A 25,325-nucleotide genomic window follows, 5' to 3' on the forward strand; every position below is an offset into this window, starting at 1 on the left:
GAGGGTTGAGAAAACCGATCGATGACGCCACCGTTGTCGCCATCGATCGCTACCGCGAACCACGTGCTTCGTTACCGCGTCGTACCCGTGCTGGTTGCTTCCATGAAAGAATCGGCGCTGATGCGAACACCCTCTGTACCCATGACGCGCTACGCCCCGGAACGTTCATGGGCTGTCGTGTCGCGCCGAACCGACGACCCCGCCCGCGCGTCCGCAACGTTCACCCCTGAGCCTTTCCCGCCTTCTGAAACGCGTCGACCAACTTGTCGACAATGCTGTTCAGTTGCCCGCGCTCGTCGGCACTGAGCATCGACAGCATTTCCGTCTCCATCGACTGCCCAAGCTCGTCGCTGGACACGCGCAGGCGCTTGCCGGCCGCCGTCGGCCACAGTTGAAAGTGACGCGCGTCGTCGGGATGGATCGAGCGCCGAACCAGCTTGCGTTGAATCAAGTCCGCGATCAGCTTCGAGAGCAACGTCTTCTCGACGAGCGTCTGCGCATTGAGCGCGCTCGCGGTAATCCCGGGGGCGTCGCAGATCACGCGCAGCACGCGCAATGAACGCACATCGAGCCCGAACGCGGGACGATACTCGGCGTTGGCACGGCTGATCATCTCGCTTTTGATCAGGTCCAGCTTGAACGTCAAATAATAGGCCACGCCACCGGCCGTGCCGCCTTCGGCTATGTCGTCTTTGCCACGGCCCCCCGGTCCTTCGTCATGTCCCGCCGGTGACGTTCCTGCTCGCATGTGCTGCCGCCCTGTCTGAAGTCTGCATCCCATCGAAGCGCGTTGCGCCGGCCTACCCTCGCCCGCAGCCGCTTCGCCACGGACGATGATAGCTCAGCCGGATCGATGGTCGACAACATCCGGGTAATTCATTAGTTGAAATATTCAACTAATGAATTACCCTTCGACCAGAAGCATTCGTTCGGGCAGTCCCTGGACGGTCCCCACACTCCCCCGTGAAAAAGAGGTTGGCGCAATGCAGATGGATGGCGAATTGAGCGGTCTTGGAGAACAGATGCGCACGTGGCGCAGGGACATCCACCAGCATCCGGAGTTGGGCTTTCACGAGCATCGCACGGCCGGTCTGGTGGCAAGGCTGCTCGCCGACTGGGCAATCGACATCGAGACCGGTATCGCCGGCACTGGCGTGGTCGGCACGATCCACGGCACGCGGGGCGAGGGACCGTCGATCGGTCTGCGCGCCGACATGGACGCGCTGCCGATGAGCGAAAAGGGCACGTCCGCGCACCGCTCGACGCACGACAATGTGTTCCACGGCTGTGGCCACGACGGCCACACAGCCATCCTGCTCGGCGTCGCCAGGCACTTGTCCCTGAATCGCGATTTCCGGGGCACCATCCATCTGATCTTTCAGCCGGCCGAGGAAACGCTACGCGGCGGCTCGGCCATGATCGACGACGGCCTGTTCGAGCGATTCCATTGCGACGAAATCTACGCGCTGCACAACAACAACGCTCTGCCGGCCGGCAAGGTCGGCGTGCGCAGCGGTGCCATTCTGTCGGCATGCGACCTGTTCCGCATCACCATCAAGGGCATCGGCAGCCACGCGGCGATGCCGCACAAATCGATCGATCCGTTGATCGTCGGGACCACCCTGGTGCAGTCGATACAGAGCATCGCGAGTCGCAACATCGACCCGCTCGACACCGCTGTGGTGAGTGTGTGCAAGTTCCTGTCGGGCACGGCGATCAACGTCATCCCCGACACCGCGGTGCTCGAAGGCACCGTGCGCACGCTGTCAGTCAAGGCACAGGACATCACGCTCGCACGACTGCGCACGATTTGCGAAGGCGCGGCGACGATGTATGGCTGTGAAGTCAGCTTCGAGCATCTGCAAACGTCGCCGCCGACCGTCAACACCCCCACCGAAACCGAACATGTGCGGCGCGCGGCGGAGCGCGTTCTCGGTGTGGACAACGTGATCGTCGACGTCGCCCCGCTGATGGCCTCGGAAGACTTCGCGTTCATGTTGCAGCAGCGCCCGGGCTCGTACTTCTTCCTCGGTCACGACGGACTCACCTGTCACCACCCCGAATTCGATTTCGACGACGACACCGCCCCCACCGGCGTGGCCGTGTTCCTCGAAATCGTCCGGCAACGGCTTGGCTAAGCCGGCCTCACTTCCAACAATCGATCAGAGGGGAACCGCAATGAACGAAAACCCGACACCGTCGCCGGCGATGGTGCGCAAAGTCGTCATCGCCTCGGTACTCGGCAATGCCTTCGAATGGTTCGACTTCGCGATCTACGGTCTGTTCGCCGTAATGATCGCGAAGCTTTTTTTCCCGAGCGGCAACGAGTTCGCGTCGATGCTGCTCACACTTGCGACGTTTGGCGTCGGCTTCGCGGTACGGCCGCTCGGCGGCGTACTGCTCGGCCTCTATGGCGACCGGGTCGGCCGCAAGAAAGCGCTGTCGCTGACGATCGTGCTGATGGCGGTCGGCACCGGCATGATCGGCATCTTGCCGACGCATGAGGCTATCGGCATTGCGGCGCCGATCCTGATGGTGCTTGCGCGGCTGATCCAGGGCTTCTCGGTCGGCGGCGAGTTCAGTGGCGCGACCACGATGCTGGTGGAGTTCGCCCCCGCGAATCGCCGCGGCTTTTTCGGCAGCTTCCAGATGTGCTCGCAGGCGCTGGCGTTCTCTCTCGGTGCCTTGGTGGCCTATCTACTGACAGTCAATCTCGCGCCGCACGATCTCGAGTCGTGGGGCTGGCGCCTGCCGTTCCTGCTCGGCATTCTGATCGGGCCGGTCGGCTGGCTGATCCGCTCGAACGTCGACGAATCGCCGGAATTTCTCAATTACGCGAACGATGTGAAACGCGGCAAGATTCAGCGCGTGAACACGCCGCTGCGCACCGTGTTCCGCGACTATCCGCGCGCGGTGTTCGGCACGCTCGGCATCTCGGTGGTCGGCACCGTGTCGGCCTACGTGTTCGTGTTCTTCCTGCCGATCTTCGCGAAGAAGCAACTGGGCATGTCGGCCGCCGACGTCAACCTGAGCACGTTCATCGCCACCCTGGTCATCCTCGTGTTCTGCCCGCTTGCCGGCTATTTGTCGGATCGCTACGGCCGCAAGGCGGTCCTGCTGCCGGCGATCATCGCGTATGGCGTGGCGTCGTACGTGCTGTTCAAGCACTTCGTCACCCTGCCGAGCCTGGGCTCGCTGCTGGCGGTGCAGATCGGCGTGTCGTTCTTCATGAGCTTCTTCTGGGGCCCGACGCCGATCGTGCTGACCGAGGTGTTTCCAGTCAGCGTGCGCTCGACCGGCGCCGCCGTCACCTACAACCTCGCGGTGCTGGTATTCGGCGGCCTCGCGCCGTTCCTGAATACGTGGCTCGTGCATGTGACCGGCAGCAATCTCGCGCCGATCTACTACGTCCTGACGAGCGTGGTCATCGGGCTGGCCGGTGTGTTGGTGTTGCCGTCGGCCGAGCGGCGCGCCTCAGCGGCGCTTGCGACCTGAGCCGCGTACAAAGCACGCGCGAACAGGGCGGTCGGCGGCGTCGTGCCTCCGCCCTGCGCTAACCATCGCCAAGCATGCCGAATTCAATCGGGAAGCGCGTATAGAAAACGTGGACGCGTTGCGCACGAATCACGTCGAGCAGGCGTTCGGCTTCCTCATCGGTGATGGCCAACACGACCTCGACCGGTTGTTCGGCGAGCTCAAAGAATCGGGCGGCATGACGCTTTCCGACATGATCGATACCTTCCGTGCCCACGAACAGGGTGGCCCCGCGAATCCCCAGCTGCCGCACTTCGCTCATGATCCAGTCGGCGACCGGTTGATGGCCGTGACGGTGATTCTGCTGTGTGTAGAAGGTGAGCTGACATCCACGCATGACGACCTCCCCAGGCGCGGCGTGCGCCACGTTCGCGCGCCCCTGACTGGCATACCCTCGCCCGTTGATTTAAATCTAGCACATCGCGCTTCACCGGGAACGCGACTCGTTCAATGCGCCGCCCAACCGCCGGTCCGCTGCGTCGGCAACCGCCGTCACGATCTCGGGACAAACCCCGAGCCGCGTCGTTGCCCCCCACGCAAGCGTCAGGTCCGACGGGCTTGGGCAGGCAGTTCCGCTCTGACGACGATCAACCTCAGTGCAAATTGGGGTAGCGGGACGCAAATGACTGACTACACTTCCTAAATGCGTACGACGCGAAAAGGCCACGAAAGACGGTTCGTAATACGAAGGTCGTTGTACGTGAGACAAATTGGGGCTGGCGACGTAGCGTTTCCATTCCTTCACGGGAGGCATGTCCATGACGTGCCTAGGCAAATGGATGATCGGCGCGTGTGTCGTCACGCTAAGCGGCGTGGCGATCGCAGAGGGCGCCAACTCGGGCTCATCCGAACAGATGATGCTGGCCAACGTTGGCCCCGGGCCACTCCCCATACACGTGCCGCAACCGCCTCCACCGGTCGCCGTCGCTGCCGTTCCGGCCGTTCGCGTCACCCTGTATCCGTTTGGTCGCGAGGGTCCGGAGCCGACCGCGCTGGCCGACGACAGCGCATTCCTTTACACGCGCATCGAATCGATCAACAGCGCCCTGCCGACGGCGGACAACGGACATGTGGACTGGATCGACACCTCGACCTCGGAACCGGCCGCGCGGCCGACTCACAGCTACCTGAAGATCGGACCTTCCACGGCGCCGCAGTTGTCCCTCGTGCAGTGGGCCAACACCGACGATAAGCTGGGCTCCGACCCGAAGCGCGGATTGTCGCTCAAGACGGAGGAATGGACGTTTTCGGCAAGTGCCCGTGTGCCGCTGCTGCGCTCGCACGACTTGGGTGCGACGATTTACGTCAAACGCCGCTTCTGAGTGGGCTGCTGAGTGGGCTTCTGAGTGCGCTTCGGTGCGTTTGACCGCGCTTGGCGCAGCGCGATACGTGGCCGGCGCTTGCACGCCGGCCCGACGTTGTTGCTGCTTCACTTATGCGGCTTATGCGACTCGTGCCGCCTCTTCCGACGACACCGCCGGCTTCACCGCCGTCACATCGATTTCGACCAGCCACTCCGGGCGCGCCAGCGCCTGCACAACGATGCCGGTCGACACTGGAAACACGCCCTTGAGCCAGCGTCCCATGACGTTGTAGACCGCCTCGCGATAACGCGGATCGACGAGATACACCGTGACCTTGCAGATATCCGCGAGCTGGCTGCCGCACTCGTCGAGCAGCATCGCAACGTTGGCCATGGCCTTTTCGGCCTGCGCGGCAACATCGCCGATGCCAACGGATTCGCGCGTATCGAGATCCTGGCCGATCTGACCACGCAGATAAATAGTGTTGCCGGCGACGACCGCCTGACAGAGGTCGTTGTCGAGCTTCTGCTCCGGGTAAGTGTCGCGGGTGTTGAATTTGCGGATTCGGGTGTGCGTCATGATGTCTCGGTATGGGGTCTTGATGGGGGTCGGCACGGCGCGCGATGGCGTCGTGCACTCAATGTGTCAGGATCTTCGAGAGAAAGCGTTTGGCGGCGGCACTGGCGGCGTCGTTGAAGAACATGTCGGTCGGACTGTCCTCGATGATGGCGCCGTCCTCCATGAACACCACGCGATGGGCCACGCGTCGCGCGAACCCCATCTCGTGCGTGACGACCATCATCGTCATGCCTTCGCGGGCGAGTTCGACCATCACGTCGAGCACCTCGTTGACCATCTCCGGGTCCAGCGCCGAGGTCGGCTCATCGAACAGCATGGCCATCGGGTCCATCGACAACGCGCGCGCAATCGCCACGCGTTGCTGCTGACCGCCCGACAACTGCCCCGGATACTTGTGCGCATGCGCCGACAGACCGACGCGATCGAGTAGCGCGCGCGCCTTGGTGCGGGCCGCGTCGACACCGCGGCCCAGCACGATCTGCTGCGCGAGCGTGAGATTGCGCGTGAGATCCAGATGCGGGAACAGCTCGAAATGCTGGAAGACCATGCCAACCTTGCTGCGCAGCTTCGGCAGGTCGGTCGTCCTGGCCGTAAGCGACGTGCCGTCGACGACGACATCGCCCTTCTGGAAAGGCTCCAGTGCATTGACCGTCTTGATCAGGGTCGACTTGCCGGACCCGGACGGTCCGCACACCACCACGATCTCGCCCGCGCCCACCTGCGTTGAGCACTGCTTGAGCACGTGATGCGCGCCGTACCATTTGTCGACGTTCCGGATGTCGATGATGGGCTGTGCGGTGCTCATTTGTCGAAGTGCCCCGCGCGAATCGATGCGCCGATCAGGTTGAGAATCAGACGACCGGCCGTCACGCACGAGATCATGTTGGCATCGTCCTTCTCGGGCTGAATCTCCACGATGTCCATCCCGACCACGCGTCCCTTGCGTACCAGGCCGTGAATCAGCTTGCGCGCCTGTACAAACGTCACCCCACCGGGCGCGGGACCGGCAACGGCCGGCATCGTCGACGGATCGAGGCCGTCCGCGTCGATGGTGAGGTAGTAGTTGCCGCCGTCCGGAATGCGATCGAGCACGGCGTCCATGCCGATATCATGCAGCTCGTACGCGGTCACCAGTTCGGCACCGTAGGCGCGCGCCGCGACGAGTTCCTCGTAACGGCCGCTCCCCTGCGCGCGCAGGCCGATCTGCACGATGCGGTCCACGTGCGCCATCTCCGAGGCGCGGCGAATCGGGCTCGAGAGGCCTTCGCGCACGCCGTTCACCTCGTCACGCCAATCCAGGTGGGCATCGATGTGCACGAGCGTGATGGGCCCCTTCTGGTCCAGGCCGCGCAGCACCGGCGTCGTAATGCCGTGGTCGCCGCCAAGCACGATGGGCATCGCGCCGCCGGCCACGATGCGACGCACCGCCGCCTCGGCGCGGGCATAGTGCTCGCCGGGCGTCGTCAGGTCCGGGATGATGTCACCACAATCGACGAAGCGAATATCCGTGCGTCCCTGGAGCAGCGGCCCGTCGATGTCGAAGTCGTAGTGGTTCGGGCGACGCGCGATGCGGTCCGTCGCCTGGCGGATGGCGGACGGCGCATTCGTCTGGTCGTTGCTGAAATCCGACGCCGCATACGGGGCACCGTAGGGCATGCCCAACACGGCGATGTCGGCCTTGAGGTTGTCGATATCGAGATCCAGCTCAGAATACAGCAGGGTCGGATGGCCGGTGCGAGGGGCCACGGTGTAGGTCGTCATGAAAGTGTCCTCGGGTGGAAGTTTCGGGGCGTCAGGCGTGCCGGGTACGTCGCCCGACAACGGTTTCCAGTCGGCGCCCCACGCTGGCCAGCAAAACGCTGCTGACCCAGTAGATCAACGCTGTCGTGCCAAGCACTTCAACGTAGGCGAATGTGTTGGCCGTAAGCAGATTGCTCTGATAGGTCATCTCCGGCAGGCTCATGACCGAAAAGATGGCCGAGTCCTTGAACATCATGATCACGAGGCTCGTCGTCGGCGGAATCAGGAAGCCAAAGAGCTGCGGCGCGATGATGTGCCGTTGCGTCTGCCAATAGGTCATGCCGAGCGAGAGCGCCGCGTGCGTCTGCCCACGGGCGACGCTGCGCAGTGCCGCGCGCAGGATTTCGCAGAAGTAGCCGCCGGTGTAGAACGCCGTGCAACCTACCGCGACGCTCATGGCCGACGCGCCAATGCCGAGCTTGGGCAGGCCGAAAAACGACAGATAAACGAGAATCAGGTATGGGATGTTGCGCACCCCTTCCACGTAGCCCAGTGCGATAGGTCGCAAGATCGTGCGCGACTGCGCCGCATAGGCGGCGACGATGCCGATCGCCACGCCGAGCGGAATGCCGATGACGCTGACCAGTGCCGTGACACGCAGGCCTTCGAGCAGCACGGGAATCGCTTCCCTGACGATGGAGACATCAATGGCCATGGGGCAACATCCTGGAAACGCGGCGCTCGCACAGACGCGAGGCGGCCGAAATGCAGAACAGAAGGACGAAGTACACGGCGGCGGTGATCGCGAACACCTGTAATGGCAGGTCGGTCTGCAGCGTGGCATTGCGGGCGACTGTCGCCAGTTCCGGCACGGCGATGATCGACATCAGCGACGACGCCTTGAGCAGGATCGTGAACTCGCTGGTGAGCGGCGGAATGGCGCGATAGATCACCTGTGGCAGCAGTACGTGCCGCCAGACCTGCGAGACGCGCATGCCCATGGCGTAGGCGGCGGCGCGTTGCCCACGAGAGATCGTGCCGAGCGCGCCGCGCAGAATCTCGACGATATAGGCGCTCGTGTTACACGCCAGCGCGGCAATTCCGGCGGTGATGGGCGAGATCGAGATATCGAACAGCGCCGGCACCATGTAGTACGCGATCAGCATGTGAATCAGCGCCGGCGTGCCGCGAATCAGGCTCACCCACAGCACGACGAGCGAGCGCAATGGCGCGAGCGGCGAGATGCGGGCGAGCAGCAGCACGACACCCAGCGCCAAACCGATGGCGAAGGCGACGGCTGACGCGGCCAGCGTGATCGCCGTTCCCGAGACGACGCCTTCGAGGAACGGTGCGATCACGCCGCCCATGTCAAGCCCGCCGACCGTGGTCGCGGGCGTCAAATGGCACCTTGCGGCAGGTAGTTCGCGTGCGGCGTGTCCATCGACGCCCCGAACCACTTTTTCTGCAAGGCGGCGAGCTTGCCGTTCGCGCGGAATTCATCGAGCGAATCGTTGATGAACTTGCGGATCTCCAGATCGTTGGGATTGGCGACCCATGCCAGCAGCTTCGGCTGGCCGATGGTCCCGGCAATGCGGAACACGTTGGGCTGCTTGCGCATCTGGACGGCGGCGATATTGGACGGCATCAGCGCCACGTCGATCGTCTTGTTCGCGAGCGCGTTCGACACATCCGGATAGGCCTGGAACAGGCGCGTGCCGGCGTATCCCTTGCCGGTCTTTTCCTTCAGTTCCTTCTCGAATTCGTCGGCCACCGGCTGCGAAGACGATCCCATCTGGGTGCCGATGGTCTTCCCGGCGATGTCCATGTCCTGCTTGATCGCTACGTCGTCGGCGCGCACCATCAGAACCGAACGCACCACGCCGACCGGCTGGCTGAAGGCGAAGCGCTTGGCGCGCTCCGGCGTGATGCCCACACTGGTGGCGACAAAGTCGAACTTGTGCGACATCAGGCCCGGCAGCAAGCCCTGGAACGGCAGGTTCATCTGCTCGAGCTTCACGCCGAGTTTCGCCGCCATCAGTTCAAGCACATCGTGCCCATATCCGACCACCTGACCGTTTTCCACGAACTCGAACGGCTCGTAGGCCGCCTCGGTGCCGACTGTCAGCTTGCCGCGCTTCTTGATGTCGGCCAGGGTGCCGCCTTCGGCATACGCCATCGTCGGCAGGGCCGGCAGGGCCAATGCGGCGCTCGATGCGAGCGTCGCCTTTACAAAGGATCGTCTGGACCAGGTCTTCATCGCTTGCCTCGCGGGGTGTGGGTAGGGGATTGCGCTGGCGCATCGGTTCGGTCAGGTCCGGCCCGGTGCGAGTGAAATCCAATGTATGCGGGCAAAAAGATCATGAAAAATGATTTTTTTATTGGTATGGTTCCAAAAAACGAAACCTTTTGACACGCGCCATCCGCAGCAGGTTTGGCGCCATTTCCGGGAGTGGAGCAGTGGCAAGTCGTGACTTCAGTGAGCGTGACCTGCGCTCGTTGCGCATCTTCTGTGCCGTCGCTCAGGCCAGCGGCTTTGCGGCGGCGGAGAAGCAACTGAACATGTCGAAGGCGTCGATCAGCCGGCACATTCGCGAGGTCGAGGAAACCTTGGGTACTCGTTTGTGCGAGCGTGGACCGTCCGGATTTGTTCTCACGCACGCGGGCAAGGTCGCGCTGGACCTTGCCCGCGACGCGCTGAAGTCGCTGGAGCGCATACGTCCCGAAATCGATGCGGTGCGCGGTGTGCTCTCGGGCACGTTGTCCATCGGCATGGTCGAGCACGTCGTGTCCGACATCGGCTGCCACATCCCCGAGGCGCTTGCCGCGCTCAAGGCGCAGGCGCCCGACGTGAAGGTCGAACTCACGGTCATGACGTTCAACGAGCTCGACCTCGCGTTGCGCGAGCGCCGGGTACAGATCGCCATTCGCGGGATGTATCGTCGCGAAGCCGGGTTTCACTACCAGCCGCTGTTTATCGAGCGTCACCGCCTATACGTTGCGCGGCATCGGATCAAGGAGGCGTCGACGCTCCCCCTGGTCTACCGAAGCCAGCCGTTTGTCCATGAAGCGCTCAATTCGCTCGGACTGACGCGAGGGCCAACGGCGTCAGGACTGGAGGCTGTCGCCATGCTGGTCCTCTCCGGGCATTACGTCGGACTGTTGCCGCAGTATTACGCCGCGCTGTTTGGCAAGCGCCATGCACTGGTGCAGGTTCCGACAGGGCCTGAGTATGAGAATGCCATCAGCGCCATCACCGAGGCCTCGCGGCCCAGGACGCGCGCGCTGGAGCTGTTTCTCGATCTGCTGGCGCAGTGTCACCCGCGCGAATGAGGCGTGAGGGTTCGGCCGCGCGGCGTGCTAGCCGATGCGGTGTACAGGGCATCCAAAAAAATTTTCTCGATTTTCCGCGCGTCGTCCCGCCCATCAAAACGCTCGTAACACGCCCGCAAATCGCCGTCCGACGGGCGCGATCACCATGCTGCAACGCAACAATCCAAACAATTGTTTCGATATTCACAATAATCGATTCAGCACTCAGGCATTGTCTGCGCATGCCCACACCCGCTATAGTTGGCCCGCCCCCGGGACGCGATGCCTGGTTGTGCCTCCGGACAGGTGATCCCTGTGAGGCGAGCGCATCAGCGTCATGTTGCAAACGTAGTTATTAATGCGATGTCACCATCGCCCGTAGAAATGAGAGACACAGCTACTACCGACGCCGCCATGGCCACCAAGCCGCCCACGCCGGAAGAAATCCGCAAGCGCATCTTCGCGATTGTTGCGGCATCGTCCGGGAATCTGGTCGAGTGGTTCGACTTCTATATCTATGCGTTCTGCGCGATCTACTTCGCGCCGGCGTTCTTCCCGAGTGCCAATCCCACCGCACAGCTGCTCAACACCGCGGGCGTGTTTGCCGCAGGCTTCCTGATGCGCCCCATCGGCGGCTGGATCTTCGGCCGCATCGCCGATCGCAACGGCCGCAAGAACTCGATGGTCATCTCGGTGATGATGATGTGCTTCGGCTCGCTGATGATCGCCGCGCTCCCGACGCACGCCAGCATCGGCAACTGGGCTCCGGCGTTGTTGCTGGTGGCGCGTCTGTTGCAAGGTCTGTCGGTGGGTGGCGAATACGGCACCACGGCGACGTACATGAGTGAAGTGGCGCTCAAAGGCCGTCGCGGCTTCTTCTCGTCGTTCCAGTACGTGACGCTCATCGGCGGCCAGCTGCTTGCCGTGCTCGTCGTTGTGATTCTCCAGCAATTGCTCAGCGAGGCCGAACTCAAGGCCTGGGGCTGGCGCATTCCGTTCGTGGTCGGCGCGATCACTGCGGTCGTTGCCTTGCTGCTGCGTCGCACGCTGCACGAGACGTCGACGAGCGCGAGCCGCAACAGCCGCGACGCCGGTTCGATCGCCGGGTTGTTCCGCCACCACAAGGCTGCGTTTTTCACGGTGCTGGGCTACACGGCCGGCGGCTCGCTGATCTTCTACACCTTCACCACGTACATGCAGAAGTACCTGGTGAACACCGCCGGCATGCCGATCAAGACCGCCAGCTACATCATGACGGGCTGCCTGTTCGTCTACATGTGCATGCAGCCGATCTTCGGCATGCTGTCGGACAAGATCGGTCGTCGCACCAACATGCTGCTCTTCAGCGCGCTCGGTGCCATTGCCACGGTACCGATCCTCACCACGCTCAAGACGGTGCAAAGCCCGACCGCGGCGTTTTTGTTGATTTGTCTGGCGCTCGCCATCGTCAGCTTCTACACGTCGATCAGCGGCATCGTGAAGGCCGAGATGTTCCCGATCGAAGTGCGTGCGCTCGGCGTGGGTCTGGCCTACGCCGTGGCCAATGCCATCTTCGGCGGTTCGGCGGAATATGTGGCGCTCGGCCTCAAGAAGGCCGGCATGGAGCCGACATTCTACTGGTACGTGACCGGCATGATGGTCCTGGCGTTCCTCGTCAGCCTGCGCCTGCCGCGTCAGGCAAAGTACCTGCAGCACGAGCACTGATCGGGCCCGTCGGGGGTTGGCGCGCGGTTCAGGCGTCGTCCCCCGAGGCCTGACGCGCGCTCTGCCAGATCGCGTCGAGCACCGGGTGCGGTTGGTGCCGGCGCCGGTAGAGCGCAATATCGAAGCCGATCTGCCATTCCTTGCCGCCCACGATCGCGAGCGTGCCGCGCGCAATGTCGTCGGCCACCAGGCGTTGCGGCAGCCACGCGATACCGGCGCCGCGTCGCGCCATCGCCAGAATCGCTTCGTACGAATCGGCCTGATACACCGGCTTGAGCGTGGGACGGTTTGCCATCTCGGCAAGATGGCGGGCCAGCACGGCCCGCAACGTCAGCGTGCGGGAGAACGCCAGCCAGGGAATCGGCGACGGGCCGGCGGCAAGCCGATAGGTGGCGCGCCCCTTGGCGTCGAGCGCACTCACCGGCACCAGCACCTCACGCGCGACACTCAACCAGTCATAACGCTCCTGATCGATCAACAGCCGCGTGTGCGCACTGGAATACACGATGAGCAGATCGACCTCGCCGGCCGCGAGCCGCAGAATGGCCTCCTCGGCCCCTCCCGTGGACAGCGTCGCGGTGAAGAAGCCGATGCGCGAGACCGCCTCGTCGTACCAATCCGGAAAGAAGGTGGCGGCCAAGGTTCGGCCCGTGGCGATCTTCAGATTGTTTTCGAGTGTGGGCGCGGCGTCCTGCAACTGCGTGCGAGCGCCGTGAAGAATGTCGAGCGCATTGGTCGCCGCATCGAGAAACACGGTGCCGGCAGCCGTGAGTTCGAGCGGTTTGCTCCGTTCGACAAGCTGTGTGCCCACCCACTCTTCCAAGGCGCGGATGCGTCGCCCGAATGCCGGGTGCGTGACGAAACGGTTTTCCGCCGCTCGCGTGAAACTGCGCGTGCGTGCCAGTTCGACGAAGTCTTCAAGCCATCGCAGTTGCATACCGTCTCCTCACGGCCTCCCCACGGCCTCGACGAGGCCGATTCGTGTTTCGCTCAGGCCTTGGAGAGCGACTTGAGCGCGTGCTTGATGCCGTCGGACACGCTTGTGCCGTCGGGCACGCTCTTGACGGCGGCAAGCGCCTCCTTGTCGGAGTAGCCCAGCGCGAGCAATGCATTGACGACGTCGCTCTTGTGGTCGTGCGGTGTGAGCGCGCCGGGCACCGTGCCCAGTTGCGCGCCGAGCTTGCCCTTGAGTTCGAGCAGCAGACGCTCGGCTGTCTTCTTGCCGATGCCGGGGATCTTCGTCAGACGTCCCGACTCCTGCAGCGTGACGGCCTGGGCGATGTCCGCGACGCTCATGCCCGAGAGAATCGCAAGTGCCGTGCGTGCGCCCACGCCGGAGATCTTGAGCAGTTCGCGAAAGGTGTTGCGCTCGTCAGGCGAGCCGAAGCCGAAGAGCAGTTGGGCGTCTTCGCGCACGATGAACTGGGTGAGCAACGTCACGCGCTCGCCGAGATTCGGCAGGTTGAAGAAGGTGCTCATCGGCACCGAGATTTCATAGCCTACGCCCTGGCAATCGACCAGGATGTGCGGCGGATTCTTTTCCAGCAACGTGCCGGAGATGCGGCCAATCATTGACGCCTCGGGAGAGTGACTTCGACAGGCGGCAAGTGTAGCAGCCGCCAGCTCGGCAACGGACTCGGCAAGCTCATCCGTCGCCTTCGATGCCCGCGACCGCGTCGCCCGTCGAGCGTCTCGCCGCGCTGCGCAGACACTCAAGCGCCGCTGCCACCGCAGCCCGGTTCGCGCCGTCGTCGCGCCAGTACATCGAGATCGCCCCGAACCCCGCCAGACGCAACGGCACGATACGCAACGCCCCGAGCGCCTGCAGACGACTCGCCGTGCGGTGCGACGCCAGGCCGATCATGTCGCTGTTGTTGAGCAACGTCAGGTTGAGAATCGTGGAGTTCGATTCGACGGTGTCGTTCGGCAACGGATAACCGGCCTCCGCGAGCGCCGCCTCCAGCGCGTTGCGAATCGGCGTGCCGCGCGGCCAGACCACCCAGCGGTAACGCTGCATGTCGGGCCAGTCCACCCTGTCGAGCGAAAAGACCGGATGGCGCGCGCGCGCAACGAAATGCAGCGGCTCCAGATATAGCGCCTCGGCGCGAACGTTGCGGTCCTGCAGTTCGGGGGCCGAGCGCCCAACGACGATATCGATCTCGCTGTGCGCGAGCTGATTCATCAGCCGGTCCATCGTGTTCTCGATCACGCGGGCCTGCACGCGGGGCATGCGCTGCAGGAGCAACAACATCGCGAGCGGCACCGTGTCCGCCGACGACGCCCCCGACGTGCCGATCGCCACCAAACCGCTGCCGCCCTCGCGCATGGCGTCGAGATCGTCGCGCGCCGTGTCGAGCTGCGCCTCGATTCGCCGCGCGTGCTGGATCAGGGATTCCCCGTAGGCCGTCGGACGCAATCCCCGCGCCTGACGCTCGAACAGCGGCAGGCCAATGTCCTCCTCCAAATCCTTGAGCCACTTCGACAAACCGGGTTGCGTCGTGTTGAGCAATGTCGCGGACTGGCTCATGTTGCCGGTCTCCGCAAGGGTCAGCAACATTTGCAGATTGCGCAGACGCAGTCGATGGGTCCAGTCCATACGAAGTCTCCGGGCCCCCTCGGGACGCCCCCAAAATCACCCAATCCATACTATTTTTCGTATGGATCCGATGATTTATTCATTTCAAAGAATATGTCTCGCCGAGTATAACGCTACTCATAGACCCGCAAGCCCTCGTCGGCCGAGCTTGTCAGACGAGTTGACCGGGCCCCATATCGACACGGAGACACGCATGTCCGAACGCGCCCCCAGCGCCGATCGCGCTGCCTATTACGAACACATCGGGCACAACCACATGGCCCCGCTGTGGGAATCGCTGCACAGTCTCGTGCCCCCGCAGCCGCGCCCGCGCGTGGTGCCCGCCCTCTGGAAATACAACGAAGTGCGCCCGCTCGTGATGGAAGCGGGACGCGTCATCAGCGCCGAAGAGGCCGTGCGTCGCGTGCTGGTCTTGCAGAACCCGGGAACGCCGGGCTCGTCGAGCATCACGGGTTCGCTTTACGCCGGGCTGCAACTCATTCTGCCGGGTGAGATCGCACCGAGCCATCGCCATACGCAATCGGCCCTGCGCTTCATCGTGGAAGGCCGCGGTGCGTGGACGGCCGTAAACGGCGAGCGCACCACGATGCACCCCGGCGACTTCATCATCACGCCGTCGTGGACGTGGCATGACCACGGCAACCCGGCGGACGGCGAGCCGGTCGTGTGGCTCGACGGGCTCGACATTCCGCTCGTGCAGTACTTCGACGCCGGCTTTGCCGAGAACTACCCCGAGTCGCAACAGCCGGTGCAGCGCCCAGAGGGCGACAGCTTCGCGCGTTACGGCCACAACATGCTGCCGGTGCATCACAAGGTCAGCGAGCCGACCTCGCCGATCTTCAGCTATCCGTATGCCCGTTCGCGCGAAGCGCTCGACACGCTGTACCGCAACGGCGAACTCGATCCGTGGGACGGCATCAAGTTGCGCTATGTGAATCCGGCAACCGGCGGCTGGCCGATGCCGACGATGGCGACGTTCATGCAATACCTGCCCGCCGGCTTCCAGGGCAAGACCTATCGCAGCACCGATGCAACGGTCTTCTCGGTGGTCGAGGGTCGCGGCACGGCGCGCATTGGCGACGAAGTCTTCCAGTTCGAGCCGCGCGATCATTTCGTCGTGCCCTCGTGGGCGCCGGTGCAGCTCGCCGCGCTCGACGACGCCGTACTGTTCAGCTACTCCGATCGCCCCGTGCTCGCCGCCCTGAACCTGCTGCGCGAGTCACGCACCTGAGGCCAACCCAACGCTCACTTGCCGGCCCCGCGCGCCGAACACCCGCGTGAGCGGCGCGCGCCGCCTGTGTCCTTTCCTTTATTCGTCGAGTCAAACGCTATGTCCTTCGTCTTCGCTCCGCCCGCTACCGTCGCCATTCCCGTTGTCGGCAGCGCCGACCAGTTCGCCGTGCGCCGCGTGTACTGCGTTGGCCGCAACTACGCCGCGCATGCCCGCGAAATGGGCTTCGATCCCGATCGCGAACCGCCGTTCTTCTTCTGCAAGCCGGCCGATGCCGTGGTGCCGGTGGCCTACGGCGAAACGCTCACGTTGAAGTATCCCGCCCAGACGACCAACTATCACTACGAAGCCGAACTGGTCGCCGCGATCGGCAAGGCGGGCTCGGACATTGCACTCGAGCAGGCGCTCGAACATGTCTGGGGCTACGCCGTGGGGCTCGACATGACGCGCCGCGATCTGCAGATGAAGATGCGCGAAATGGGCCGTCCGTGGGAAATCGGCAAGGCATTCGATGACTCGGCCCCGATCGGCCCGATTCATCCGGTGTCGAGCGTCGGTCATATCGAGAAGGGCGCGATTTCGCTGACGGTCGACGGCGTGCAAAAGCAGAAAAGCGACGTCACCCATCTGATCTGGTCGGTGGCGGAAACCGTCTCGTACCTGTCGCAGTTCTTCCGTCTCGAGCCGGGCGATCTGATCTACACCGGCACGCCCGAAGGCGTGGGCCCGGTCAAGGCAGGAGAGACGATGGTCACCGCCGTGGAAGGGCTCGGCGAGATCACCGTGCGCGTGGTCTGAGGCCTCGTCATGCAGCTCTATAGCTTCTTCAACAGCTCGACCTCGTATCGCGTGCGCATTGCGCTCGCGCTCAAAGGGCTGGAATTCGACACCATTCCGGTGAATATCCGCGCCGGCGAGCATCGCGCCTGCGCGTATGTCGGCGAGGTCAATCCGTCGGCCAGCGTGCCCGCCCTGATCGACGGCGAGATCGCGCTCGGCCAGTCGCTCGCCATCCTCGACTATCTCGACGCGAAATATCCCGAGCCGCGTCTGGTGCCGCAGGACATCGAGGCACGCGCCCGCGTGCTCGAATTGGCGATGCTCGTCAGTTGCGACATGCACCCGGTGAATAACCTGCGCATTCTGAAGTATCTGCAAGGCCCGCTGGGCCTCAGCGTCGAGCAGAAGAACGCGTGGTACCGCCACTGGGTCGACGAGGGCATGGCAGGCGTGGAGCGATTGCTCGGCAAGCATGGACACGGCGCATGGTGCTTCGGCGATGCACCGACGCTCGCCGACGTCTGCCTGATTCCGCAAATCGCCAATGCCCGGCGCATGGGTTGCGATTTGTCGGCGTATCCGCGAGCGATGGCGGTCTACGCGCAGGCGGAGACACATCCGGCTTTCCGCGCGGCAGCGCCCAATCGTCAGCCGGATTACACGGCCTGATTTCTATCCAGAACGGCTGGACAGGCCGCAGGAGACAACCATGAGTCAAACCTCTCAACCCAAAGCGCTGGTCGTTGGCGGTGGCATCGGCGGCCTGGCGGCTGCACTCGCGCTCGCCAATCAGGGCGTGCAAATCGAACTGCTGGAGCAGGCCGAGACCATCGGCGAGATCGGCGCGGGCATTCAGCTCGCCGCCAATGCGTTCGCAGCACTCGACGCCCTCGGCGTCGGTGAGGCAGCGCGCGGGCGTTCGGTCTTCACCGACCACATCACGCTGCGCGACGCCATCGACCGCAGCATCATCGCGCAAGTCGACGTCGGCGCGCCGTATCGCGAGCGCTTCGGCAATCCGTACGCCGTGATCCACCGTGCCGACATCCATCTGTCGATTCTGGAAGCGGTACAGCGCAATCCGTTGATTCAGTTCCGCACCGCGACGCGGGTCGTCTCGCTGGCGCAGGACGACAAGCACGTCACCGTCATCGACCAGCACGGCGAGCGACACACGGCCGACGCCGTGATCGGCTGCGACGGCGTGAAGTCCGCCGTGCGCGCCGTGCTGATCGGCGACGAGCCGCGCGTGACCGGTCACGTGGTGTATCGCGCGGTCGTCGACGTCGAGAACATGCCGAAGGACTTGCAGGTCAACGCGCCGGTCGTCTGGGCAGGACCGAACTGCCACCTCGTGCATTACCCGTTGCGCGGCGGCACGCAATACAACCTCGTGGTCACGTTCCACAGCCGCGAGCAGGAAGTCTGGGGCGTACGCGACGGCAGCAAGGAAGAGGTGCTGTCGTACTTCGAAGGCATCGATGCGCTGCCGCACCAGATGCTCGACCGTCCGACCTCGTGGCGACGCTGGGCCACCGCCGACCGCGATCCGGTCGCGCAGTGGAGCTTCGGGCGCGCCACGATCCTGGGCGACGCCGCCCACCCGATGACGCAGTACATCGCGCAAGGCGCCTGCCAGGCACTCGAAGACGCCGTCACGCTCGGCGCCGCGTATGCGGCGGCGAACGGCGATTTCGTCGACGCCTTCCGCCGCTACGAGCACGCCCGCATTCCCCGCACCGCCCGCGTGCTCTACGGCGCGCGCGACATGGGCCGTGTCTACCACGCCAAGGGGGTGGATCGCTGGGTGCGCAACTCGCTGTGGAAGGGCCGCACGCAAACGCAGTTCTACGACGCCCTGCAATGGCTGCACGGCTGGCGCGCCGAGCATTGCCTATCGCAAACCCCGTGGCTGGCTGAGGCCTGAGCGCTAACCACGCCCTACCTCTCGATTCACCGCCCGGCATCCGGGCATCCCGCCACGCGACGGTCCCACACCGTCGCGCGGCCCCCCTCGCCTCGCGTCTCGCGATACGGGGGCTCGGCAGCACTAATAACAACAATCACGGCAACACGTTTCGGCGACGACGGCTGACTTGCCGCGCCGCTTCTGGCAACTTTGAGGAGACAACCCATGCCAGCCACCCCCATCAACGTGACGGCGTTCATCGACCGCCATCGCATTTCCCCGTTCCAGGTGATGATCGTCGTGCTGTGCTTCCTGATCGTCGCCATCGACGGTTTCGACACGGCGGCCATCGGCTTCATCGCCCCTGCCATTCGCGCCGAATGGTCGCTCACCCCGGCGCTGCTCGCGCCCCTTTTCGGCGCCGGGCTCGCGGGCCTGATGGCCGGCGCATTCCTGTTCGGGCCGCTCGCCGACAAGTTCGGCCGCAAGACCATTCTCATCTTCTCCGTGGTGTTCTTCGGTCTGGCGAGTCTCGCGTCAGCAGGGTCGATGGAACTGTGGCAACTGATCGCATTGCGGTTTCTGACGGGCCTCGGCCTCGGCGGCGCCATGCCGAACGCGATCACGCTGACGTCGGAGTACTGCCCTGAGTCGCGCCGTTCGTTCCTCGTAACGACCATGTTCTGCGGCTTCACGCTCGGCTCGGCGCTGGGCGGTCTCGCGTCGGCCGGGTTGATCGACGCCTTCGGCTGGCGCGCCGTGCTGATCGTGGGCGGCGTCATGCCGCTCGTGCTCGCTGTACTCCTGATGCGCGCGCTGCCCGAGTCGGTGCGCTATCTCGTGATGGCGGGCAAGTCGCCGGAGCGCATCGCGGCATCGCTACAACGCATTGCGCCGAATGAGGACCTGCGTGGTGCGACGTTCAACGTCGCGACGAAGCCGTCGACCACGTCGCCGGTGAAGCATCTGTTCAAACCCGAATTGCTGCGGGGCACGCTGCTTTTCTGGATCACGTTCTTCATGAGCCTGCTCGTGATCTATCTGCTCTCGAGCTGGTTGCCCACGCTGCTTCGCACCAACGGCCTGACGCTGCGCGACGCCGCCATCGTCACCTCGATGTTCCAGGTCGGCGGCACGCTCGGCGCCATCGTGCTCGGCGGGTTGATGGACCGCGTCAACCCACACTACGTGCTTGCTGCGGCTTACGTGCTTGCGGGCGTGTGTGTCGCCGCTGTCGGTCCTGTCGCCAGTTCTCCCGTGCTCGCCTCGGTGGCCGTGTTCTGGGCCGGGTTCTGCGTGTCGGGCGGTCAGGTCGGCGCGAACGCGCTGTCCGCTGGCTTCTATCCCACGGATTGCCGCGCCACGGGCGTGAGCTGGGCCAATGGCGTCGGGAGACTGGGGTCGGTGGTCGGCTCGGTTGGCGGGGCGTCGATGCTCGCCATGGGCTGGTCGATGCCGGCCCTTTTCGCCGCCATCGGCGTGCCCGCCGTGCTCGCCGGTCTGACGATGCTCACGCTGGGTCGCCTGCGTCATCATCAGGCCACGCACGCGGTGCAAGCCACGGCCTAAGCGTTTCGGCCCACGCAACAAGGCATACGTAACGCACACTGCCGCGGGTCTCGGGCTTGGGCGGGCGCCATTCGCATTGTGCGATGGCGCCCGCGTGCGTTTCGGGCCGGGAAATCCCGACAGCAAGGAGGTCGCGTGGCGTGTTGCATCGCGCAAATCGTTGCGGATAGGCATACAGTGTCGACTGGCGGCGAATTCGAGGTGTCCATTCGGCACCCGCGTCATTGCGACGCTGCGCCGCGAGCCCCCATTTCCCTGTGGAGATTGAAGGTGTCGTTGCCCTCATTGCTGGTCCTGATCCCGATGCACCCCGAGCAGTTGTCCGCACTGCAAACCCATTTCGATGTGGCTTACCACCCGAGCTATCACCCCGCGCCGCAAGGCTGGGGGCCCGACGGCGAGCGGGCGCGCTTCGTGCTGACTCACGGCGCGCGTGGTCTGAGCGCCGCCGAGCTGTCGCATCTGCCGAACGTGGCGTTGGTCAGCGCGCTGGGCGCCGGCTATGAGAATCTGGACGTCGCCGCCATGCGTTCGCGCAATATCGTGGCCGTGAACGGTGCCGGTGCGAATGCGCCGACGGTGGCGGATCAGGGCTTCGCCCTGCTGCTTGCTGCCGTGCGTCGCATTCCGGCCTACGACGCCGCCTGCCGCAAGGGTGTGTGGCGCGACGCGCTGCCGATGCAGCCGGGCGTGTCGGGAAAGAAGCTGGGGATCGTGGGGCTGGGGGCGGTCGGCCGTCAGTTCGCCAAACGCGGTGAGGGCTTCGATATGCAGATCGGTTACCGGAATCGGAACCGTCGCGACGATGCGCCCGCGCACTATCAATATTTCGACAGCGTGCTGGCGCTGGCCGAATGGGCGGACTACCTCGTCGTAACCGCTCCGGGCGGCGCGCAGTCCCATCACCTCGTGAATGCCGAGGTGTTGCGCGCGCTGGGCAAGCACGGCTTCCTCGTCAATCTGGGGCGTGGCAGCGTCGTCGACACGGCCGCCCTGGCGGACGCATTGCGCGACGGCGTCATCGCCGGTGCCGGGCTGGACGTCTACGAAGGCGAGCCGTCACCGCCTGCGGCACTGATCGATTTGCAGAATGTGGTGCTCAGTCCGCACGTCGCTGGCCGCTCGCCCGAAGCGGAAGCCGCCACGCTCGCCCTGTTTCTCGAAAATGCGCGTCGCTTCCAGGCGGGGGAGCCGGTGTTGACGCCGCTGTGAGTGGCGAATGGCGTCAGTGATTGTCGAGCCCGTCGATGCTTCGCACGGGCGACGGCGAGAGCGTGACGCCGTCGTTGACCGGCTCGAACTCGATGCTGCTGTTGGCGCTGCCCGTGGTGAAGGCGGTCTCGCACGTCGGACACTTCACTTCGGCATCCGAATGGAGATAGTCGTACATCGCCTGGACGGTCGGCTCGCTCGCCGCGACGGGGAAGCGGGCTTTACAGGTGGGACAAACGACGAAACCGGTGTGGATCGACAGCATGACGGGCCTCCTGCGGGCAAGTCGGCAACGTCACTGATTTTACAACCAGCCGGGTCATCGTGCGACGCGGGTCGCGGGGATTGGCGACGGCATCGATCCCGAACTGAAGGAACGCGCCACTGCCGTACTCGACAAGATGGGGTTGACCGTTTCCGATGTAGTTCGGATTTTACTCACGCGCATTGCCAACGAAGGTGCGCTACCTTTTGGTTTCGTCACGGATCCCGACGCTCACGATGCATGGTTCAAGCGAAAGGTGTTGGAAGCGCTGGAAGACACACGTCCAGCCATTCCCGACGAAGACGTCGAATCCCATTTCGCCGCACGCCGTGCCGCCGCACGCAAACGCAGTTCCCCAAAAGGTTAGTTTCGCGGCGCCCCGGCCTCGCCCTCCTGCAACCAACGGCGTTTGTCGCGCAGCGGCGCTTCGCCAAACACGCGCGCATATTCCCGGCTGAACTGCGATGCACTTTCATACCCCACCGTCTGCGCTGCCGCCGCCACGGTGACGTCCGCCGCAAAGATCAATCGCCGCGCCTCCTGCAAGCGCAACTGTTTCTGGTACTGCACCGGACTCATGGCCGTCACCAGCTTGAAGTGGTGATGCAGCGACGACACGCTCATGTGCACCTCCTGCGCCAATGCCTCCACGCGCAGCGGCTTTGCGTAATGCTCGCGCAGCCACCGCACCGCGCGCGCGATCCGATTCATCTGGCTGTCCTGCAACGCCATCTGCCGCAGCAACATTCCCTGACCGTTCATCAGCAATCGATAGACGATCTCGCGCTTGATCATCGGCGCCAGGATCGGAATGTCGCGCGGCGTGTCCAGCAAGCGCAACAATCGCAACACCGCGTCGAGCAACGCCGCGTCCAGCCGATTGACGTACATGCCACGCCCACTCGCTGAAGGCGCCGGCGGCGGCAAATGCTCGTCGCCGATGAGCGACGTCACATCCTCGGCCACCAGGTCGAGGCGCATGCCCAGATACGGCGATTGCTCGCTCGCCCCCGACACCTGCGCCACCACCGGCAAATGCACCGACGACACCAGGTAGTGCATCGGGTCATACGCGTAATCCTCGTCGCCGATCCGCAAGCGCTTCTCGCCCTGGGCGATGACGGCGAACGCCGGTTGCTGAAGCGCCGGCTTCGGGCCGCCCGGATGCAGGATCCGATGCACGAACAGGCCTTCCACCGCCGTCGGTGTCGTGCCCTCCAGGCCGTGCGTCGCGCGCTCCAGCCGATGCACCAGTTCGGTACGCGCGGCGCGCGACGGATCCCCCTCGAACCCGCGCGGCGAGGCCTCGCGCGGCTCAGTCTTGACCAAATGCATGACCATGCCTTCACTCCAGAGGCGGCCGATCCCCACGTCACGGCCGCAATGCTGCACAGCATACCCTCGCTACATGCGCTTGCCCGATCCTCCGACCGGGGATTCACACGATCAGGCAGGAAATGTGCAGGAACAGGTACTGCTCGCCCGATGCGCCTCGACGCATAATTTCTCCCATCCCGTGCAAGCCGTCGCCCCTCCCAGACGGCCGCCTGCGACGGGCAGCCACTTCAACGGAGCAATGCAATGCGACAAAGAAAACTCGGCAATACCGGCCTCTTCGTCTCGGAACTGTGCCTCGGCACGATGACCTTCGGCGGACAGGGCGAACTGTGGAGCAAGATCGGTCATTTGCAGCAACACGATGTCGACTCACTCGTGGGCCGCGCGCTCGATGCCGGCATCAACTTCATCGACACCGCCGACGTCTATTCGGAAGGGCAGTCGGAAATCCTCACCGGCCAGGCCCTGCGCAACCTCAAGGTACCGCGCGATAACGTCGTGGTCGCCACCAAGGTCTTCGGTGCCACGGGCGCACAAGGGGCCAATTCTCGTGGCCTTTCGCGCTATCACATCATGGACGGCATCAAGGCCAGTCTCAAACGCCTGCAACTCGATCACATCGACCTGTACCAGGTGCACGGCTTCGATCCGGCCACGCCCATCGAAGAGACCCTCGGCGCGCTCGACACACTGGTGCGCCAAGGGCACGTCCGCTATATCGGCGTCTCGAACTGGGCGGCCTGGCAGATCACCAAGGCGCTGGGTATTTCGGCGCGGCTGAACCTCGCGAGCTTCACGTCGCTGCAGGCGTATTACACGGTCGCCGGACGCGATCTCGAACGTGAAATCGTGCCGATGCTGCGCAGCGAAAACGTGGGCCTGATGGTGTGGAGCCCGCTCGCCGGCGGCCTGCTCTCGGGCAAATACACGCGCGACGGCCAGTCCGAAGCGGGCTGCCGCCGCCAAACCTTCGACTTCCCGCCGGTCAACGTGGAGCGTGCCTATGACGTCATCGACGTCATGCGTGGCATCGCCGCCGAGAAGGGCGTGTCGGTCGCGCAGATCGCGCTCGCCTGGCTGCTTGCCCAGCCGGTCGTCTCGACGGTCATCATCGGCGCCAAGCGGACCGATCAGCTCGACGACAACATTGCGGCAACGCGTGTCACGCTGAGCGCGCGCGAACTGTCGGCTATCGACGGGGCCAGCGCACTGCCGAGCGAGTATCCCGGCTGGATGCTCTCGCGCCAGGGCGACCCGCGCCGCGCCCAGCTCGCCGAAGCCGGTCTGCTGTAAACGTCGGGAAGCAGTCAATGCGCGCAGAACTGTAGTGAGCGAGACACAGTGCACCGCGCGAGCGGTGCACTGTGCTCACGGCACGGGGGAAAATTCTCGCGACCTGGTGGCGGCAAGGTGTGAACATAGATCGCGCCCTATTGGCGATTTTTGCGGTAGCTTATCGTCTCGTGCGTTGGACAATCCAGGCCATCGCCCGCACATCCCTTTCACAGGAGTCCATCTTGTCAGCTGCTGCCCCCGCCTCGCTCACGCTCTATGTCGACGCTCGATTCACAAGCCCCTACGCACTGTCGGTCTTCGTCACGCTACGTGAGAAAGGTCTGCCGTTTGATCTGCAAACCGTGGATCTCGTGCAGGGCGCGCATTATGAGACCCGCTTTGCGAACCTATCGCTCACGCGTCGCGTGCCCACGCTCGTGCACGGCGATTTCACGCTGTCCGAATCGTCGGCCATCACCGAATACATCGAGACCATCTTCCCCGAGGTGCCCGTGTATCCGTCAGATGTATGCGAGCGGGCTCGCGCGCGTCAGGTGCAGGCGTGGCTGCGCAGCGATCTGGGCGCCTTGCGAGAAGAGCGTTCGACCGAAGTGATCTTCTACCGTCCAGTGGACGAACCCCTCTCCGACGCAGGTCACGCGGCCGCGAGCAAGCTGATCGCCATTGCCCAGGACCTGCTGGCCGATGGCCGCATGTCGCTGTTCGACAAGGCGTGCATCGCAGACGTCGATCTCGCATTGATGATCAACCGTCTCGTGTACAACGACGACGTGGTGCCTGCGGCACTGGTCGAGTATGCCCGCCGCCAATTTGCGCGACCGGCCGTGCAGGAGTGGCTGGCGATGACGCGCCCGCCGCGTCCGGGCGACAGCATCGACGGCAGGGCCGCGGCCTGACGGGGCCGTCGCCCTGGACGAATAACCCAGTCGCTCCCTCCTGATAAACGAAAACGCCCGTTT

Annotated in this window: 27 protein-coding genes; 14 read left to right on the top strand and 13 right to left on the bottom strand. The window is 64.2% G+C overall.

Annotated elements, in window-relative coordinates:
• Positions 1-220 precede the first annotated feature (220 nt).
• Entirely contained in the window at positions 221-748 is a 528-nt protein-coding gene (locus BGP02_RS21280; protein ID WP_157211372.1) for a MarR family winged helix-turn-helix transcriptional regulator, read from the bottom strand.
• Positions 749-1,022: 274 nt separating this feature from the next.
• On the opposite strand from BGP02_RS21280, the gene BGP02_RS21285 reads away from it, so the two are divergent.
• Both BGP02_RS21285 and BGP02_RS21290 read left to right on the top strand, forming a co-directional pair.
• Positions 1,023-2,138 carry a M20 aminoacylase family protein gene (locus BGP02_RS21285; protein ID WP_017232561.1) on the top strand — a complete coding sequence of 372 codons (1,116 nt, stop codon included), beginning with the start codon at positions 1,023-1,025 and terminating at the stop codon, positions 2,136-2,138.
• A 40-nt stretch (positions 2,139-2,178) separates the two neighbouring features.
• Positions 2,179-3,495, top strand: coding sequence for an MFS transporter (locus BGP02_RS21290; protein ID WP_017232562.1), 1,317 nt, complete (start codon positions 2,179-2,181; stop codon positions 3,493-3,495).
• A 58-nt stretch (positions 3,496-3,553) separates the two neighbouring features.
• Here BGP02_RS21290 and BGP02_RS21295 read toward each other — a convergent pair whose 3' ends face one another.
• Positions 3,554-3,871 (bottom strand): DUF190 domain-containing protein, encoded by a 318-nt coding sequence (locus BGP02_RS21295; RefSeq protein WP_017232563.1) that lies wholly within the window; start codon positions 3,869-3,871, stop codon positions 3,554-3,556.
• A 421-nt stretch (positions 3,872-4,292) separates the two neighbouring features.
• On the opposite strand from BGP02_RS21295, the gene BGP02_RS21300 reads away from it, so the two are divergent.
• Positions 4,293-4,856: a hypothetical protein gene (locus tag BGP02_RS21300; RefSeq protein ID WP_286799205.1), complete on the top strand. Its 564-nt coding sequence runs from the start codon at positions 4,293-4,295 to the stop codon at positions 4,854-4,856.
• 120 nt (positions 4,857-4,976) lie between these two features.
• Here BGP02_RS21300 and BGP02_RS21305 read toward each other — a convergent pair whose 3' ends face one another.
• From BGP02_RS21305 to BGP02_RS21330, 6 genes are read right to left on the bottom strand one after another with little or no spacing between them, the layout of a single operon-like run.
• Positions 4,977-5,417 carry a RidA family protein gene (locus BGP02_RS21305; RefSeq protein WP_286799207.1) on the bottom strand — a complete coding sequence of 147 codons (441 nt, stop codon included), beginning with the start codon at positions 5,415-5,417 and terminating at the stop codon, positions 4,977-4,979.
• A gap of 58 nt (positions 5,418-5,475) precedes the next feature.
• Positions 5,476-6,204, bottom strand: a complete 729-nt coding sequence (locus BGP02_RS21310) for an amino acid ABC transporter ATP-binding protein (protein ID WP_157211380.1) — start codon at positions 6,202-6,204, stop codon at positions 5,476-5,478.
• Positions 6,205-6,218: 14 nt separating this feature from the next.
• Positions 6,219-7,178, bottom strand: a complete 960-nt coding sequence (locus tag BGP02_RS21315; protein ID WP_268567224.1) for an agmatinase — start codon at positions 7,176-7,178, stop codon at positions 6,219-6,221.
• Between the two features lie 31 nt (positions 7,179-7,209).
• On the bottom strand, positions 7,210-7,872 hold the full coding sequence (locus BGP02_RS21320) for an amino acid ABC transporter permease (RefSeq protein WP_017232568.1): 663 nt from the start codon (positions 7,870-7,872) through the stop codon (positions 7,210-7,212).
• Entirely contained in the window at positions 7,862-8,524 is a 663-nt protein-coding gene (locus BGP02_RS21325; protein WP_026131703.1) for an amino acid ABC transporter permease, read from the bottom strand. Before BGP02_RS21325 ends, BGP02_RS21320 begins: the two co-directional genes overlap by 11 nt.
• 29 nt (positions 8,525-8,553) lie before the next feature.
• Positions 8,554-9,414, bottom strand: coding sequence for a transporter substrate-binding domain-containing protein (locus BGP02_RS21330; protein WP_026131704.1), 861 nt, complete (start codon positions 9,412-9,414; stop codon positions 8,554-8,556).
• Positions 9,415-9,614: 200 nt separating this feature from the next.
• Here BGP02_RS21330 and BGP02_RS21335 point away from each other — a divergent pair, with 200 nt between their 5' ends.
• Complete coding sequence (locus BGP02_RS21335) at positions 9,615-10,487, top strand: LysR family transcriptional regulator (protein ID WP_286799208.1); 873 nt, start codon at positions 9,615-9,617, stop codon at positions 10,485-10,487.
• A 393-nt stretch (positions 10,488-10,880) separates the two neighbouring features.
• Positions 10,881-12,170, top strand: a complete 1,290-nt coding sequence (locus tag BGP02_RS21340; protein ID WP_017232572.1) for an MFS family transporter — start codon at positions 10,881-10,883, stop codon at positions 12,168-12,170.
• Positions 12,171-12,198: 28 nt separating this feature from the next.
• Here BGP02_RS21340 and BGP02_RS21345 read toward each other — a convergent pair whose 3' ends face one another.
• The 3 genes from BGP02_RS21345 to BGP02_RS21355 all read right to left on the bottom strand — a co-directional run bounded on the left by BGP02_RS21345 (position 12,199) and on the right by BGP02_RS21355 (position 14,766).
• On the bottom strand, positions 12,199-13,107 hold the full coding sequence (locus BGP02_RS21345) for a LysR family transcriptional regulator (RefSeq protein ID WP_261939264.1): 909 nt from the start codon (positions 13,105-13,107) through the stop codon (positions 12,199-12,201).
• 53 nt (positions 13,108-13,160) lie between these two features.
• Complete coding sequence (gene ruvA / locus BGP02_RS21350) at positions 13,161-13,742, bottom strand: Holliday junction branch migration protein RuvA (RefSeq protein ID WP_017232574.1); 582 nt, start codon at positions 13,740-13,742, stop codon at positions 13,161-13,163.
• A gap of 73 nt (positions 13,743-13,815) precedes the next feature.
• Entirely contained in the window at positions 13,816-14,766 is a 951-nt protein-coding gene (locus BGP02_RS21355) for a LysR family transcriptional regulator (RefSeq protein ID WP_017232575.1), read from the bottom strand.
• A gap of 193 nt (positions 14,767-14,959) precedes the next feature.
• Here BGP02_RS21355 and gtdA point away from each other — a divergent pair, with 193 nt between their 5' ends.
• The 6 genes from gtdA to BGP02_RS21385 all read left to right on the top strand — a co-directional run bounded on the left by gtdA (position 14,960) and on the right by BGP02_RS21385 (position 21,467).
• Entirely contained in the window at positions 14,960-15,997 is a 1,038-nt protein-coding gene (gtdA, locus tag BGP02_RS21360) for a gentisate 1,2-dioxygenase (protein ID WP_017232576.1), read from the top strand.
• 99 nt (positions 15,998-16,096) lie between these two features.
• Positions 16,097-16,795 carry a fumarylacetoacetate hydrolase family protein gene (locus tag BGP02_RS21365; RefSeq protein WP_017232577.1) on the top strand — a complete coding sequence of 233 codons (699 nt, stop codon included), beginning with the start codon at positions 16,097-16,099 and terminating at the stop codon, positions 16,793-16,795.
• Between the two features lie 9 nt (positions 16,796-16,804).
• Positions 16,805-17,446, top strand: coding sequence for a maleylacetoacetate isomerase (maiA, locus tag BGP02_RS21370; RefSeq protein ID WP_286799210.1), 642 nt, complete (start codon positions 16,805-16,807; stop codon positions 17,444-17,446).
• A gap of 40 nt (positions 17,447-17,486) precedes the next feature.
• The gene (locus BGP02_RS21375; protein ID WP_268567221.1) at positions 17,487-18,704 is read left to right on the top strand and encodes a 3-hydroxybenzoate 6-monooxygenase; all 1,218 of its coding nucleotides are present in this window, start codon (positions 17,487-17,489) and stop codon (positions 18,702-18,704) included.
• 207 nt (positions 18,705-18,911) lie between these two features.
• On the top strand, positions 18,912-20,255 hold the full coding sequence (locus BGP02_RS21380; RefSeq protein ID WP_286799211.1) for an MFS transporter: 1,344 nt from the start codon (positions 18,912-18,914) through the stop codon (positions 20,253-20,255).
• Between the two features lie 270 nt (positions 20,256-20,525).
• Positions 20,526-21,467 (top strand): 2-hydroxyacid dehydrogenase, encoded by a 942-nt coding sequence (locus BGP02_RS21385; RefSeq protein WP_017232581.1) that lies wholly within the window; start codon positions 20,526-20,528, stop codon positions 21,465-21,467.
• Positions 21,468-21,480: 13 nt separating this feature from the next.
• Here BGP02_RS21385 and BGP02_RS21390 read toward each other — a convergent pair whose 3' ends face one another.
• On the bottom strand, positions 21,481-21,732 hold the full coding sequence (locus BGP02_RS21390) for an MJ0042-type zinc finger domain-containing protein (RefSeq protein ID WP_017232582.1): 252 nt from the start codon (positions 21,730-21,732) through the stop codon (positions 21,481-21,483).
• 79 nt (positions 21,733-21,811) lie between these two features.
• Here BGP02_RS21390 and BGP02_RS21395 point away from each other — a divergent pair, with 79 nt between their 5' ends.
• Positions 21,812-22,099: a type II toxin-antitoxin system RelB/DinJ family antitoxin gene (locus tag BGP02_RS21395; RefSeq protein ID WP_026131705.1), complete on the top strand. Its 288-nt coding sequence runs from the start codon at positions 21,812-21,814 to the stop codon at positions 22,097-22,099.
• On the opposite strand, the gene BGP02_RS21400 is transcribed toward BGP02_RS21395, so the two are convergent.
• A complete protein-coding gene (locus BGP02_RS21400; protein ID WP_268567839.1) occupies positions 22,096-23,067 on the bottom strand; it encodes an AraC family transcriptional regulator in 972 nt (323 codons plus the stop codon). The genes BGP02_RS21395 and BGP02_RS21400 overlap by 4 nt on opposite strands.
• 246 nt (positions 23,068-23,313) lie before the next feature.
• Here BGP02_RS21400 and BGP02_RS21405 point away from each other — a divergent pair, with 246 nt between their 5' ends.
• Both BGP02_RS21405 and yfcF read left to right on the top strand, forming a co-directional pair.
• The gene (locus tag BGP02_RS21405; RefSeq protein WP_286799212.1) at positions 23,314-24,363 is read left to right on the top strand and encodes an aldo/keto reductase; all 1,050 of its coding nucleotides are present in this window, start codon (positions 23,314-23,316) and stop codon (positions 24,361-24,363) included.
• A gap of 224 nt (positions 24,364-24,587) precedes the next feature.
• Positions 24,588-25,262 carry a glutathione transferase gene (yfcF, locus tag BGP02_RS21410; RefSeq protein ID WP_286799213.1) on the top strand — a complete coding sequence of 225 codons (675 nt, stop codon included), beginning with the start codon at positions 24,588-24,590 and terminating at the stop codon, positions 25,260-25,262.
• The last annotated feature ends 63 nt before the right edge of the window (positions 25,263-25,325 follow it).

The sequence above is a fragment of the Pandoraea sp. 64-18 genome, assembly GCF_001899225.1.
GTDB classification, from domain to species: Bacteria; Pseudomonadota; Gammaproteobacteria; order Burkholderiales; family Burkholderiaceae; genus Pandoraea; species Pandoraea cepalis.